Source organism: Amycolatopsis sp. NBC_01286, from assembly GCF_035982555.1.
Lineage (GTDB): Bacteria > Actinomycetota > Actinomycetes > Mycobacteriales > Pseudonocardiaceae > Amycolatopsis.
Genome location: NZ_CP108428.1, coordinates 5,623,966 through 5,637,605, shown reverse-complemented (window position 1 = coordinate 5,637,605; position 13,640 = coordinate 5,623,966). Strand labels below are relative to the sequence as shown.

The 13,640-nt window shown below is 71.4% G+C and carries 16 protein-coding genes; 5 read left to right on the top strand and 11 right to left on the bottom strand.

The features are described 5' to 3' along the window. Positions 1-28 precede the first annotated feature (28 nt). The 4 genes from OG570_RS27165 to OG570_RS27150 form a co-directional block, all read right to left on the bottom strand. A complete protein-coding gene (locus OG570_RS27165) occupies positions 29-472 on the bottom strand; it encodes an SRPBCC family protein (protein ID WP_326952040.1) in 444 nt (147 codons plus the stop codon). A 4-nt stretch (positions 473-476) separates the two neighbouring features. Further along, positions 477-1,199: an anti-sigma factor family protein gene (locus OG570_RS27160; protein WP_247054088.1), complete on the bottom strand. Its 723-nt coding sequence runs from the start codon at positions 1,197-1,199 to the stop codon at positions 477-479. Then, the gene (locus tag OG570_RS27155; protein ID WP_247064425.1) at positions 1,196-1,750 is read right to left on the bottom strand and encodes a sigma-70 family RNA polymerase sigma factor; all 555 of its coding nucleotides are present in this window, start codon (positions 1,748-1,750) and stop codon (positions 1,196-1,198) included. Before OG570_RS27155 ends, OG570_RS27160 begins: the two co-directional genes overlap by 4 nt. Positions 1,751-1,894: 144 nt before the next feature. Beyond that, positions 1,895-2,398: a COG4315 family predicted lipoprotein gene (locus OG570_RS27150; RefSeq protein ID WP_326951197.1), complete on the bottom strand. Its 504-nt coding sequence runs from the start codon at positions 2,396-2,398 to the stop codon at positions 1,895-1,897. 221 nt (positions 2,399-2,619) lie between these two features. Between OG570_RS27150 and OG570_RS27145 the strand changes: the two genes are divergently transcribed. Continuing rightward, a complete protein-coding gene (locus OG570_RS27145) occupies positions 2,620-3,213 on the top strand; it encodes a fibronectin type III domain-containing protein (protein ID WP_326952039.1) in 594 nt (197 codons plus the stop codon). A gap of 13 nt (positions 3,214-3,226) precedes the next feature. Here OG570_RS27145 and uvrA read toward each other — a convergent pair whose 3' ends face one another. Both uvrA and OG570_RS27135 read right to left on the bottom strand, forming a co-directional pair. Beyond that, positions 3,227-6,088, bottom strand: coding sequence for an excinuclease ABC subunit UvrA (gene uvrA, locus OG570_RS27140; RefSeq protein ID WP_326951199.1), 2,862 nt, complete (start codon positions 6,086-6,088; stop codon positions 3,227-3,229). A 74-nt stretch (positions 6,089-6,162) separates the two neighbouring features. Then, positions 6,163-7,410 carry an acyltransferase family protein gene (locus OG570_RS27135; protein WP_326952038.1) on the bottom strand — a complete coding sequence of 416 codons (1,248 nt, stop codon included), beginning with the start codon at positions 7,408-7,410 and terminating at the stop codon, positions 6,163-6,165. Between the two features lie 129 nt (positions 7,411-7,539). Between OG570_RS27135 and OG570_RS27130 the strand changes: the two genes are divergently transcribed. Continuing rightward, positions 7,540-8,217, top strand: a complete 678-nt coding sequence (locus tag OG570_RS27130) for an MBL fold metallo-hydrolase (RefSeq protein WP_326951201.1) — start codon at positions 7,540-7,542, stop codon at positions 8,215-8,217. A 194-nt stretch (positions 8,218-8,411) separates the two neighbouring features. Then, positions 8,412-8,900 carry an AMIN-like domain-containing (lipo)protein gene (locus OG570_RS27125; protein WP_326952037.1) on the top strand — a complete coding sequence of 163 codons (489 nt, stop codon included), beginning with the start codon at positions 8,412-8,414 and terminating at the stop codon, positions 8,898-8,900. 18 nt (positions 8,901-8,918) lie between these two features. Here OG570_RS27125 and OG570_RS27120 read toward each other — a convergent pair whose 3' ends face one another. The 5 genes from OG570_RS27120 to OG570_RS27100 all read right to left on the bottom strand — a co-directional run bounded on the left by OG570_RS27120 (position 8,919) and on the right by OG570_RS27100 (position 12,544). After that, positions 8,919-9,698, bottom strand: a complete 780-nt coding sequence (locus OG570_RS27120; RefSeq protein ID WP_326951203.1) for a DUF1684 domain-containing protein — start codon at positions 9,696-9,698, stop codon at positions 8,919-8,921. Positions 9,699-9,720: 22 nt separating this feature from the next. Next, a complete protein-coding gene (locus tag OG570_RS27115) occupies positions 9,721-10,347 on the bottom strand; it encodes a hypothetical protein (protein ID WP_326952036.1) in 627 nt (208 codons plus the stop codon). 35 nt (positions 10,348-10,382) lie between these two features. Next, the gene (locus OG570_RS27110; RefSeq protein ID WP_326951205.1) at positions 10,383-11,348 is read right to left on the bottom strand and encodes a hypothetical protein; all 966 of its coding nucleotides are present in this window, start codon (positions 11,346-11,348) and stop codon (positions 10,383-10,385) included. 223 nt (positions 11,349-11,571) lie between these two features. Continuing rightward, complete coding sequence (locus OG570_RS27105; RefSeq protein ID WP_326952035.1) at positions 11,572-11,718, bottom strand: hypothetical protein; 147 nt, start codon at positions 11,716-11,718, stop codon at positions 11,572-11,574. A gap of 112 nt (positions 11,719-11,830) precedes the next feature. After that, positions 11,831-12,544, bottom strand: coding sequence for a Crp/Fnr family transcriptional regulator (locus OG570_RS27100; RefSeq protein WP_326952034.1), 714 nt, complete (start codon positions 12,542-12,544; stop codon positions 11,831-11,833). Between the two features lie 89 nt (positions 12,545-12,633). On the opposite strand from OG570_RS27100, the gene rnhA reads away from it, so the two are divergent. Continuing rightward, positions 12,634-13,113, top strand: a complete 480-nt coding sequence (rnhA, locus tag OG570_RS27095; RefSeq protein ID WP_326951208.1) for a ribonuclease HI — start codon at positions 12,634-12,636, stop codon at positions 13,111-13,113. A gap of 51 nt (positions 13,114-13,164) precedes the next feature. Then, positions 13,165-13,545, top strand: a complete 381-nt coding sequence (locus OG570_RS27090) for a YchJ family protein (protein WP_326952033.1) — start codon at positions 13,165-13,167, stop codon at positions 13,543-13,545. Positions 13,546-13,640: the final 95 nt, after the last annotated feature.

The window sequence follows — 13,640 nt, the reverse complement described above, 5'->3', positions numbered from 1 at the left end:
GGTTCTCCCGGCCGGGTCGCCGCCCCGCTCACGCGAGGTAGGTGCTCAAACCCCGGTGACCCCGGCGCATCATCAGCGCGTGGTTCACGCGGAAGAGTGGCCGGGCCACCGTGTCGAACCGCCGCAGCAACGCCTTGCGCGCGTGGACGTCCTGGGTGATCTCCAGCAGCGTCCCCGCGCCCGTCGCGCGGACGGTGCCGGCCAGCACCCCTTCGAGGTCTCCGCTGAGCCTGACCCGCATCAGGCCCGCCCGCTCGTCCTGGTGGTCGCGGTGCATCCGGACGACCAGCCGGAACGGGAGCCGCGAACGGCAGACCAGTTCGGCGGTGTCGTCGTCCACCCGGCGCACCGTGCGGACGTCCGACCACCACCGCGGGTAGCCGGCGAGGTCGGTGACCGCGCCGAACACCCGCTCGGGCGCGGTACCGGGCAGCAGCCAGGAGCTGCTGAACCGGTAGCGCGCGCCCGTCACGACCTCACACCTGGGCCGAGACCAGCTTCCGGCCGTCCACCGTGACGATGTCGACCGACTTCACGTCGTCGGGCGCGACCAGCGCGGACCCGTCGAGCGAAAAGCCCTGGCTCTCCCACTTCTCGGACACCTTCCAGCTGCCGGCGGTGACCGCTTGGCCTTCCTTGGTCACGACCTGCAGCAGGCACTGTTCCCCGGCCTTGACGCCCTTGACGGCGACGTTGACCTTGACCCAGCCCGCGAAGGGCGCCACCGACGCGGCCAGCTGCACGCCGGTCGTCGGATCCCGCCCTTCGACGCTCTTCGTCCCCGCCGGGGTGTCCGGGGGGAACGCCGGCGCCGCGATGCTCGAGTCGGACGTCTGCCGCCCGACCAGGATCCCACCGCCGAGTGCGGCCACGACCAGCACCGCCGCCGCGACCAGGGCCAGGCCCCGCCGGGACGCCGGCCGCGACGCGGTCCGCGCCGGCGCCGCCGTCTCCTCTTCGCGCACCCGCCGGAGGGTCTTCTGCAGCAGCAGCTCCCCACCTTCGGGCGGCCCGTCGAGGAACGCCTCGGGCGGCACCTCGTCGAGCGACTCGCGCAACGCCACGAGCTCGTTCAGGTCGAACCTGCACTGGGCGCAGGTTTGCAGGTGCCGTCGTTCGAAGTCGGCCGCCTCCGCCGGGTCGAGCGCCCCGAGGGCGTACGCGCCGAGCTGTGTATGACTTTCGTCCACCGCGTTCACCGCGCCACCTCCGTTCCGCTTCCCGAGATCATCGAGGCTCTGAGAGCCCTGAGTGCGTAGTACGACCTTGATTTCACGGTACCCGGTGCGACGCCCAGTGTTCTCGCCGCTTCGGCCACCGTCCGTCCCCGGTAGTAGATCTCCACCAGGACCTCTCGATGTTCGTTGGACAACCCGTCCATCGCACCGAGCACCGTCATCGAGTCGACCACGCCCTGGGCGTGATCGCGCTCGACGGACGGCGTGGGCACGCCTTCGGCCGGTTCGGCCACTTCCTGTGGCCGTGCCGCCCGGGCTCGCGCCCGGTCGGTGACCAGGTTGCGCGCGACGGTCAGCAACCAGCCGCGCACCGAGCCCTTCCCGTCGTTCTGCAGGTCGTCTGCGTGTTTCCACGCCCGTACCAGCGTCTCCTGGACCACGTCCTCGGCTGCCGCACGATCACCGGTCAGCCTCGTCGCGTAGGCCAGCAGGCTCCGCCCGTGTTCGGCGTAAAGCTGCCGAATCAGGTCTTCGCCTTTGGCCTTCTTCGGCCGCCTGCCTCCGATCGCCACCCTCGTCCTCCCGACGGTGTTCTGAGTCGGCGAGGACAGTACTGCAACCCGCAGCGCCACCGGCGGTGCGTGGGTCGAGCGCAGCGCGACCATGGTGTTCATCGGCTGCCCGTCCTTCCTCGTTCTGCCCGGAAACCGTCGGTATCAGTAGCCGGAGCCGCCGGCCGCGGCCGGGGCGGTGATCTTGCTGCCGTCCGGGGCGACGGCGAACCAGGTGCCGTTGACGCCCTGGCCGTTCGCCTGCTCCGGTGCCTTGTCGCCCGAGAACTCGTACAGCGGCCAGCCGTTCAGCGTGAGCTGCTTGCTGCCGTCCTTGCGGGCCAGCGTGCCCACCTGGGTGTCCTGGATGCCCTTGAGCATCGGCGCGGCCTCCCCGGCGAGCACCGGCGGCCAGGTGGCCGCGCACTCACCGTCGCAGGTGGACGTCGGCGGCTGCGACATGTCCTTGTCGAACCGGTACAGCGTCTTGTCGGAGGCGTCCGTGACGACCGCCCCGATTCCCGGTACCGTCGCGGCGGCCAGCATCACGTGGCCGGGCTGGCCGTGTTCCGGACCCTGGGCCCCCGACGCCATGTCGCCACAGGCCGACAACGGTGCGACGACGGCGAAAGCGGCAGCGCAGACGACGGCCGTCCGGATGCGGTTCATCACGTTCTCTCCTCGGTGAGGGCGGCACCGCCGTGCGGCGGACCTCGACACCTCAGACACGGACGCCCGCGGGAAACGGTTCAGCGGGAGTTCGCGCGGTTCGGTGCCGGTTCGCGGGTGGATTGGTGGGTACCGGTGACCGGCACGGTCTTGTCGCCGTGCGGGCGGGTTCCTAAGCTGATCACCGTTCCGCCGCCGCCCCCGTCGTCCCGGGAGCCGCCGTGTCCGCGAAACCCCTCGTCCTGGTGGCACTGCTGGCCGCGGGCTGCGCCGCGACGCCGTCCCCGGCCCCGCCACCGCCGTTCACCGCGACGTTGACGTCCCCCACCGACGTGGTGCTGTCGTGGCCGGACGACGACGCCGCCGGGCACCGCGTGGAGTACGCGAACGACCCGGCCGGGCCGTGGACGACACTGCAGTTCCTGCCGCCGCACGCGACGAGCTACCACCACCCGGACCTGATCCCGGAGACGCCGTTCTACTACCGGGAGCAGCCGTTCACGGGCCCGGTGTCGGCCGAGACGACCGCGGGCGCGCCGGCGGCCACGGACGCGACGGCGCTGCACGCGGTGGCGGACGGCGACACGGTGACGTTCACCTGGGCCGACCGCTCGGCCGACGAGGCCGGGTTCCTGCTCGAGATCCGCCGCCCGGGCGAGCCGGGCTTCTCACCGATCGAGGTGACGGATCCGGACACGACGACGTGCGCCCTGTCCACCCTCCCGGGTGAACAGGGCTCGGCCTACCGGCTCCGGACGCTGCACTACGGGCCGCTCTCGCCGGTGGTCCACGAGACCACCGGCAAGGAGCGGTGACGCGCTACCCGGCCTACTCGGCCGTGAGGACGTGGCGCAGGAACTCGCCGGTGTAGCTGGTCTCGACCCCGGCCACGTGCTCGGGCGTGCCCTCGGCGATCACCGTGCCACCGCCGTTGCCGCCCTCCGGGCCCATGTCGATGATCCAGTCGGACGTCTTGATCACGTCGAGGTTGTGCTCGATCACGATCACCGAGTTGCCCTTGTCGACCAAGCCGTTGATCACGCCGATGAGCTTGTTGATGTCCTCGAAGTGCAGGCCGGTGGTCGGCTCGTCGAGGATGTAGACCGTCTTGCCGGTCGAGCGCTTCTGCAGCTCGCTCGCCAGCTTCACGCGCTGCGCCTCACCACCGGACAGCGTCGGCGCCGGCTGGCCGAGCCGGACGTAGCCGAGGCCGACGTCGACCAGGGTCTGCAGGTGCCGGTGGATCGCCTTGATCGGCTCGAAGAACTCCGCCGCCTCTTCGATCGGCATGTCGAGCACGTCCGAGACGGTCTTGCCCTTGTAGTGCACCTCGAGGGTCTCGCGGTTGTACCGCGCGCCCTTGCAGACCTCGCACGGGACGTAGACGTCCGGCAGGAAGTTCATCTCGATCTTGATCGTGCCGTCGCCGGCGCACGCCTCGCAGCGGCCGCCCTTGACGTTGAACGAGAACCGGCCCTGCTGGTAGCCGCGCACCTTCGCCTCGGTGGTCGCCGAGAACAGTTTGCGGACGTGGTCCCAGACGCCGGTGTAGGTGGCCGGGTTGGACCGCGGGGTCCGCCCGATCGGCGACTGGTCGACGCGCACCAGCTTGTCGACCTGGGCCAGGCCGTTGATCCGGGTGTGGCGGCCCGGCACCTGGCGGGCGCCGTTGAGCTTGTTCGCCAGCACCGTCGCCAGGATGTCGTTCACCAGCGTCGACTTGCCCGAACCGGAGACGCCGGTGACCGAGACGAGGCAGCCGAGCGGGAACGAGACGTCCAGCCCGCGCAGGTTGTGCTCGCGCGCGCCGATGACGGTCAGCTGCCGCTTCTTGTCGATCGGCCGCCGGATCGCCGGGACCTCGATCCTGCGGCGCCCGGACAGGTACTGCCCGGTGAGCGACTCCTTGCTCTTCAGCAGCTTCTTGTACGGTCCACTGTGGACGATGTGGCCGCCGTGCTCGCCGGCGCCCGGGCCGATGTCGACCACCCAGTCGCTGGAGCGGATGGTGTCCTCGTCGTGCTCGACGACGATCAGCGTGTTGCCCAGGTTGCGCAGCCGGGTCAGCGTCTCGATCAGCCGGTGGTTGTCGCGCTGGTGCAGGCCGATCGACGGCTCGTCCAGCACGTACAGCACGCCGACCAGGCCGGAGCCGATCTGCGTGGCGAGCCGGATGCGCTGCGCCTCGCCGCCCGACAGCGTGCCCGACGCGCGGTCGAGCGAGAGGTACGTGAGGCCGACGTCGAGCAGGAACCGCAGGCGGGCCTGGATCTCCTTGAGCACGGCCCCGGCGATCATCGACTCGCGCTGGCCGAGCTCCAGCTCGTCGAGGAACTGCGACGCCTCGGCGATGGAGAGCCCGCAGACCTCGGCGATCGACATGTCACCGCGGGTCTTGTGCTGCAGCGTGACGGCGAGGATCTCCGGCTTGAGCCGGGTGCCCTGGCAGGTCGGGCACGGCACCTCGCGCATGTAGCCCTCGTACCGCTCGCGCATGTACTCGGACTCGGTCTGCTCCTGGCGCCGCTCGAGGAACGGGATGACGCCCTCGAAGCTGGCGTAGTACGACCGCTGGCGGCCGTAGCGGTTCTTGTAGCGGACGTGCACCTGCTCGTCGACGCCGTGCAGCACCGCCTTCTGGGCGCGCGCGGGCAGCTTGCGCCACGCCGTGTCCATCCGGAACCCGATGGTCTCCGACAGCGACTCGAGCAGCCGGACGAAGTAGTCCGCGCTCTGCCCGCCCGCCCACGGCGCGATCGCGCCCTCGGCCAGCGACAGCTCGTCGTCCGGCACCACCAGCTCCGGGTCGACCTCCTTGCGGATGCCGATGCCGGTGCACACCGGGCACGCGCCGTAGGGCGAGTTGAAGGAGAACGAGCGGGGCTCGAGGTCCTCGATGGCCAGCGGGTGGCCGTTCGGGCAGGCCAGGTTCTCGGAGAAGCCGCGGATGCGGTGCGGGTCGTTCTCCGGCAGGTCGACGAACTCGAGCTCGATCAGCCCGTCGGCCAGCCGCAGCGCCGTCTCGACCGAGTCGGTGAGCCGCTGGCGCGAGCTCGACTTCACGCTCAGCCGGTCGATCACCACGCCGATCTGGTGCTTCTCCTGCTTCTTCAGCTTCGGCGGGTCGGTGAGCGGGTGCACCGTGCCGTCGACGACCACGCGCGCGTACCCCTGCTGCTGCAGGTTCTCGAACAGGTCGACGTACTCGCCCTTGCGGCCGCGCACGACCGGGGCGAGCACCTGGAAGCGGACGCCCTCGTCCATCTCCAGCACCTGGTCGACGATCTGCTGCGGGGTCTGCTTGCTGATCGGCTCGCCGCACTTGGGGCAGTGGGCCTTGCCGGCGCGGGCGTAGAGCAGCCGGAGGTAGTCGTAGACCTCGGTGATCGTGCCCACGGTCGAGCGCGGGTTGCGCGAGGTGGACTTCTGGTCGATCGACACCGCGGGCGAGAGGCCCTCGATGAAGTCGACGTCCGGCTTGTCCATCTGCCCCAGGAACTGGCGGGCGTACGCGGACAGCGACTCGACGTACCGGCGCTGCCCCTCGGCGAAGATGGTGTCGAAGGCGAGGCTCGACTTCCCGGAGCCGGACAGACCCGTGAACACGATCAGGCTGTCGCGGGGCAGGTCGAGATCCACGCCGCGGAGGTTGTGCTCGCGGGCGCCGCGAACAACGAGGCGATCAGCCACGCCAGGGTCCCTTCAGTGTCATTCTCAGCTGGTTGCCGGCTCGGTCGGAGACTGCACGAGCGGCGGCCTCCATGCTACGAGCCACCACCGACAAAAACCGGCTCCGAGTCCGTGACCTGCGGTTCTTCCGGCTTGCGATGGCGATCCCGGCGAGCGGTGAGCCACCGGTGGACCGGCCGTTCGACGCCCGCGGTGATCGCCCAGCCCGCCAGCACGGCGGCGGCCACGACCGCGGGGAGCCGCAGCCAGCCGGGGACGCCGAGGTTGATCAGGGCGCGCGCCAGGATGTAACCCAGTTCCTGGTGCACCAGATAAAGACCATACGAGATGCCCGCGAGCCAGGTGACGGCCGGGGCGATCCGGCGCAGCCCGGGGAAGCGCCAGTCCGGTCCGCGCGCGGCGAAGCAGACGCCTGCGAGCAGCACGGCGAACCCGATCGTGGACGGCCAGCGCTGGGCGTCCTGCGGCAGTTCGCGGTGGAACGGGAACACCTGCAGGTCCTGCGCCACGCAGGTGGCGAGCACGAACAGCGCGACGTGCCAGTGGGCGAGCCGCTCCTTCGACCACAGCCAGAGGGCGGCGCCGATGGCGAAGACGTGCGCGCGGTGCAGGCCCAGGCCGTAGAAGACGGAGTCGATGACCTTCTGGTGCGTGGAGGGCTCCAGCGACGGCGGGACGATCGCGAACCGGATCACCAGCGGCACCAGGATCAGCGCCCACAGCAGGCCGACGGTCACCCGGTGTGTCCGCCACGCCCGCGGCCACAGCAGCGCCGCGCAAGCGAAGGCCGCGAGCTGCACGGGGAGTGTCCAATAGGAGCCGTCAAGGTAGTAAAACCACTCGAAACGGTAACCCCATTCGGGGACCATGCCCAGGTTGGCGAGCAGGTCGGCCCAGGTCGGGATGTACCAGGGCGAGGGGTCCGTCGGCAGGCCCTGCGGCACGCCGAAGAGGAAGCCGGTCAGGCCCGGCGGGAACGGCAGCCCGCTGAACCGGATGGCGGCGTACCGCGTCACCAGGTAGGTGACGAGCACCGCGACCAGGTAGGCGGGCACGAGCCGCGCGACCCGGTTCCACAGCCACCGGCCCGGATTGCCTTTGCGAAGGCTCGCGCACACGAAGAACGCGGAGATCACCAGGAGGATCGCCGCCCCGAACTGCGCGGTCACCCGCACGGGGTACCCCGTGAGCTCCGGGTGCAAGAGTGCACCCTGGTGGGTGACATGTCCGAGGATCACCGCGAGGACGGCGAAGACGCGCAGGAGGTCCCAGCTGATCCGGCGTACGCCTCGCACCGGGGTCGGCGTCGGAGTCGTCGGCACGGTCTTCCCTGGGTCGGCACGGGTCGGCGCGGGGGTCGGCTTGCGGGGCTCCGGCGAGCCTACGTGGCGAGGTGAGCGCACGCTTGTGCGGGTGGAACCGCTTGCGGTGCCCCGACTACCGTGGGCGGGGTGAACATCGTGGAGACCTACACCGGGCACGTCGACCCGGGCGGCGACGCCTCCCGGCGGACCCTGGACGCGCTGACCATCACCAAGCTGTCCGTCGGCCCGATGGACAACAACGCGTATCTGCTGGTGTGCCGGGCAGACAACGAAGCCCTGCTCATCGACGCGGCGAGCGACCCCGAGCGCATCTCCGACCTGATCGGCCACGGCCCGGACCGCCCGGCCCTGCGCACGGTCGTCACGACCCACCAGCACCAGGACCACTGGCAGGCCCTGGGCGCGGTGGCGGGAGCGAACGGCTCGAACACCGCGGCGCACCCGCTGGACGCCGAGCCGTTGCCGGTCCCGCCGGACTTCCTGGTGGAGCACGGAGACACGCTCACGGTGGGCAAGGTCACCCTTTCGGTGATCCACCTGCGCGGCCACACACCGGGCTCGATCGCCCTGCTGTACCGGGATCCCGCGGGCCACCCGCACCTGTTCACCGGAGACTCGCTCTTCCCAGGCGGCGTGGGCCGGACGACGTCCCCGGAGGACTTCTCGACACTGGTGGACGACGTGTCGTCCCGGATCTTCGACGAGCTGCCGGACGACACGTGGTTCTACCCGGGCCACGGCGACGACTCGACGCTGGGCGCCGAGCGCCCGAAGCTGGCCGAATGGCGCGAACGCGGCTGGTGACGTGCCGAACACGGTCGTGAGCGGGAAACAGCGTCAGAGCACTGTTTCCCGCTCACGACACGTTCGGAGCAGCCGGGGTAACGCTTGGGCCGCCGATCCCGGACACCGGGCAACTCCCCGGACGAACCGGGCGTCCCCCGCATGACCCCAGCGCTGGGGCTTCCACCGGTTCGCACCCGCCAGGAGGCCCACCCATGTCCAGACCCGTCAGACGCGCCCTCGTCGCCGTCACCATGTTGCTCGCCGCCGCGGTGACCGCGGCCGCGGCGCCCGCGAACGCCGCCGTGTCCAGCGTTCCCACCCTGACCGCCATCCGGACCGGGGCCAACCCCGGGTTCGACCGGATCGTGCTCGACCTCACCGCCGGCGGCGCGCCCAGCGCCGGCTACCAGCTGTTCGACGAGCTCACCGCCGACCCGACCGGGGACGTCGTGTGGCTCACCGGGCAGTACTTCGTCAACGTCACCGTGCCGTTCGCCGCCGCGCACGACGACAACGGCGTGCCCACCTACACCGGGCCGCAGAAGTTCCGGACGTGGAACCTGCGCAACGTCATGGCCGTCGCCGTCACCGGGGACTTCGAAGCCCAGCTGACCGTCGGGCTCGGCGTGCGGTCGCGGACGACGGTGAACGTCTTCACGCTCACCGCGCCCAACCGCGTCGTGATCGACGTCGCCAGCTGAAACGTGGGGCAGACCCCGTCAGCGCTCGTACGGGGTCTTCTCCCCCGCCTCCACCGCGAAGGCCAGGTGGTTGCCCGCCGGGGGCAGGGGGCACGTCGCGAAGTCCGTGAACGCGCACGGCAGGTTGACCGCGCGGTTGAAGTCCAGCGTCACCGTGCCGTCCGCGGCCGGCGCGCCGACCGGCAGCGACCGGTTGGCCGCGTACGTCGTGACGCCGCTCGTCCCGTCCGTGAACAGGATGCTGAAGCCGCCTTCCTTGCCGTTGAACGCGGTCAGCGTGTGCGACGCGCCGTCGTGCTCGAAGTGGACCAGGCCCGGCGCGGTGTAGACGTGGCTCAGGCCCTCGACCACCGCACCCACCGTGGTCGGCCGGGGCGCGTCGAACGGCTCGAAGCGGCCGGACAGCACCCACGACGGCGACGGCTCGTACGCCGGGACGCCGTGGAAGGCGCGCAGCACCTCGGCCTTCGGGTCGTGCACCCGGATCAGGTACCCCGAGCGGCGAGCCACCTCGATCTCGACGTCGCCGGCCAGCACGCGCGTGCCCGCGCCGCTGTTGACCAGCTCGAAGCGCCGGACGTCCGTGATCGGGGTGCCGTCGTGCTCGAGCGAGGCGCCGGCCGGGTCGACGTACGCCGCGTCGGCGTCCTGCCACCAGCGGCCGGGGATGCCCGGGTACTCGCGCGGGGCGTCGGTCAGCCAGTCCAGCGACACCAGCGCCAGCCAGCCGTGCGGTGCGGCGAGGTCCGACTCGCGCCCGGTCTTCCAGTCCTGCCACTCCTGCGTGAACGTGCTCATCGCTGGGGCCCCTTCCCGTCGGCTACACAGGAGGCAACCCGTCCCCCGCCCCACTATTCCGCGTCCCAGCATCCGGACGGGCGTGCAGCCAGCCGATCTCCCGCCCGCCGCCGGCCCGGACGACGACCCGCCGGAACACCGCCGGGTCCAGGTCGTGCTCGCCCTCACCGGCGACCTCGTCGTAGAGCCGGTCGGACACGATCAGCACCTGGTCCGCCTCCGGGGCCGCGGTCATCGCCGCCTTCAGCTCGTCCGAGTCGCACAGCCAGGACGACAACGCGACCGCGGCGCCGCCGAAGTAGGGCGGGCGCAGCACGACGTCGCCGTGGGCGACCGCCAGCCGCAGGCGCAGCCGGCCGAACTCGTTGAGGTGCCGGTTGCGGCGTCCCAGCGCCTCGGCCACCAGCTCGACCAGCCCGGTCGCGACCCACCGCGGCGGCACCGCCGGCGGGATGACCAGCGTCGTGTTGTCCCCTTCCGGGCGCCGGTACCAGCTCGGGGTGCGGTACGGCACCGGGACGCGCTCGAACACCTCGTCCAGCACCGCGTCGAGGGTGACGGCGAGGTGCACCGAACGCGCGGTGCGGCCGCGGCTCGGGGCGACGATCCCGATCCGGACGACGGTCGCGGCCAGCGGGACGGTGCGCACGGCCTCCTCATTCCTCCCGGCTCATTCAGTCCGGCTCAGTCACCCCGGGGGTCGAACGACCACTGCAGGCCGTAGCTCAGCCCCTGGTGCAGCTCGTGGAACTCCAGCCCCACCTCGCCGACCCGGTTGACGGTCAGCGCGTCCCCCGAGTCGACGCCGTCGTCGACCACCCGCCCCGGCACGCCGTTGAGCCGCCACACCCGGGCCGGCGGATCGGCGCGGTCGAAGCGGACGCGGACCGAGAACTCCTCGCAGCGGCGCAACGGGGTGAGGGCGTAGTACGGCCGCAACGACGTCCGCTGCGGCGTGAACCGGATGCCGTACTCGTGGCGCTGGCCCAGCCGCAGCGGGCTGGGCAGCCGCATGACGAACTGCGCGTGACTCGCCGAAACCTGCTTGGCCTCGACGATCTCGCCGCCGAAGAGCACGTCTGCGGTGATGTCGGGCACCGGGTCGGTGCCGGGCACGGCCGGCACGCTGAAGGACAGGACCAGCTCGTCGAGCTCGTCGACCTCCGCGACGATCCGGCGTTCCTCCTGCAGGTCCGGGAGTTCGCGGTCGAAGCGGAGCATCACCTTCATCGACTCGACGTACCAGCCGGCCAGCGGATGCAGGTCCCGGCCCTGGCTGGGTTCGCCGAGCAGCTCGTCGAGCCGGCGGAAGGCGAGGTCGATGCGCCGGCGCGCGGTGCGCGGGTCCCGGTCGAGCATGCCGGCCAGCCACGAGATCCGCCGGTCCAGGAACTCCCCGGCCGCCTCCTCGTGCAGGCCGAGCGCCGCCAGCGCGGCCAGCCGCAGGTCCGCGGGCAGCCGGCCGCAGAGCTCGGTGAGCCGCAGGACGAGCTTGTGGCGCGCGGCGGCGGGCGAGTCGGCCTCGGCGATCCGGCACGCTTCGCGCAGGCACGGCCCGATCCGCTGGTGCAGATCGGTGGCGTCCAGACCGCGGCCGCGGCGCAGTTCGTTCAGCTCGCGCACGAACGGGAAGGAGTTCTCCGCCGTCACCCGGCCCTCCTTCTCACTGCGGCAGAAAGAGAGTCGCAGAACGGCTCGTCACCTTACCAGCGGCAGTTCCGCGGCGGCATGACAAATAGCGGACAGTTGCGCACGTGCGAATAGCCCGGCCGGTCGACCCCCCACGAGCCGGCCGACCGGGCCGCACCGCGGGTGCGTCAGTTCGCGCCGAAGATCAGCGCCCAGATCGAGTGGCTCTCCATCACACACCTCCTCATCGCTGCACCCAGGACGAGGTGGGGATCGGTGCCGCCGGTTCCGCCGCGGTTCCGGAGGCCACCAGCAAACCCGCTACGACGCCGGCGGCGAACGCGGCGGAAACGGATTTCACCAGGGTCCGGATTTTGCAGTAGACGTTCACGACAAGCACTCCCCCGAGCCTCGCTCAAAAACGGAATCCGGCCGGTGGCATCTCTTTCTTTTCCGGCCGATCCCAGAATCGCGCGAGGCTGGCGGTTCTCAGAGGCCCGTTGTCACGGGCGTTGTGTGCCGTTCGGCTCAGAACGGGCCAGCGCGCGCAGGACGCGCATCCGGCGGATGAGGATGCGGCGGCGGCCGGTCTCCACGACGCCCCGCTCCCGAAGGACGGCCAGCGCCCGCGCGACGGTCCGGCGGGCGGCGCCGACCTGCCCCGCCATGTCCTCCTGCGAAAATCCCGCCTCGATGAGGATACCGTCGGCCACGGTACGGCCGTGCTCGTCGGCCAGCCGCACCAGGTGGACCGCCACGCGACGGCTCACGTCGTACGCCGCCGAGTCGACGCGGGCGGCCTCGGCGGCGCGCAGCCGGACCGCGACGGTCTTGATCGTCGCGATGGCGATCTCGGGCCGGGCCCGCAGCGCGGCGAGGAACCGGTCGCCGGTCAGCTGGACGACGTGGCACGGTTCGATGGCGCGGCACGACACCGTGCGCGGCCAGCCGTTGATCGCCGCCAGCTCGCCCAGCACCTCGCCGGGGCCGCGCAGCCCGAAGAGCACCTCGCGGCCGTCCTCGACGATCGTGGAGATGCGCACCCAGCCCGAGACCAGCACGTGGACGTGGTCGGACGGGTCGCCTTCCATGAGCACGACGTCGTCCGACCGGAAGCGGCGGCGGACGCCCTGGGCGAGCAGGTACTCGCGATCGGCGTCGGTGAGGTACCCCAGCAGCGCGCCGTCGGTCGTGTCACTCGCGTCGTGCCCGTTCATCGGAGCGCCTCCCACTCCGTTCCGGATCTCCACCGTAACCCGGCGTGGTGGCCCGGGGCGAGGGCAAGACGACCGGTAGGGTCGCCGCCGTGGCAGGCGAGGACGGACAGGCCGTGGAGATCTACACCGACGGCGCGTGCAGCGGAAACCCGGGACCCGGCGGCTGGGGCGCGGTGCTGACGTACGGGCGGCACGAGCGCGAGCTGTACGGCGGCGAAGCCACCCCGACGACGAACAACCGCATGGAGCTCACGGCGCCGATCCGCGCGCTGGAGAGCCTGAAGCGGCCATCGCAGGTCCGCGTGTTCACCGACAGCACGTACGTGCGCAACGGCATCACGCAGTGGCTCCCGAGGTGGAAGAGCAACGGCTGGAAGACGGCGGCGCGCGAGCCGGTCAAGAACGCGGACCTGTGGCAGCGCCTGGACGAAGCGGTCCGCGAGCACGAGGTGGAGTGGCTCTGGGTGAAGGGCCACGCGGGCCTGCCGGGCAACGAGCGCGCGGACCGCCTCGCGGTGCGCGGCGCCCAGGAGGCGCGGGAAAGCGGCAAGCCGGTCAACGCGGGTTAGTCCACAAAGGACGGCTGCCGCCCGCTCGGCGCGCCGTGGCACAATTCCGGGATGTCTCCCGCTTCCTGCCCGTGTGGCCTCACCGGGTCCTACGCCGCCTGCTGTGGCCGGTTCCACGACGGTGGCCTGGCGGCGCCGACCGCCGAGCTGCTGATGCGGTCGCGGTTCAGCGCCTTCGCCGTCGGGGACGCCGGTTACCTGCTGCGCACCTGGCACCCGGACACCCGGCCGCGGAAGCTGGCGCTCGACGCCGGCCAGGAGTGGACGCGGCTGGAGATCCTCGCCCGCACCGGCGGCGGCCTGCTGCACAACGAGGGCACCGTCGAGTTCCGCGCGCACTACCGCCACCGCGGCCGCGACGGCTTCCTGGAGGAGAACAGCCGCTTCCGCCGCGACGACGGCCACTGGGTCTACCTCGACGCGGAAGCCTGACGCGGCCGCGTCGAGCAGGCGACCGGAAGCCTGCCGCCGAGCGCCGCGCACGCTGGGCGACGCGCCCGGCCAGCTGAAGCAAGCCACGGCAGCCT

Excerpts from the sequence above, each read along its gene's own strand:
- OG570_RS27150 (WP_326951197.1), bottom strand. The coding sequence starts at position 2,398 with ATGAACCGCATCCGGACGGCCGTCGTCTGCGCTGCCGCTTTCGCCGTC.
- OG570_RS27125 (WP_326952037.1), top strand. The coding sequence starts at position 8,412 with ATGTCCAGACCCGTCAGACGCGCCCTCGTCGCCGTCACCATGTTGCTC.
- OG570_RS27120 (WP_326951203.1), bottom strand. The coding sequence starts at position 9,698 with ATGAGCACGTTCACGCAGGAGTGGCAGGACTGGAAGACCGGGCGCGAG.
- OG570_RS27100 (WP_326952034.1), bottom strand. The coding sequence starts at position 12,544 with ATGAACGGGCACGACGCGAGTGACACGACCGACGGCGCGCTGCTGGGG.
- OG570_RS27090 (WP_326952033.1), top strand. The coding sequence starts at position 13,165 with ATGTCTCCCGCTTCCTGCCCGTGTGGCCTCACCGGGTCCTACGCCGCC.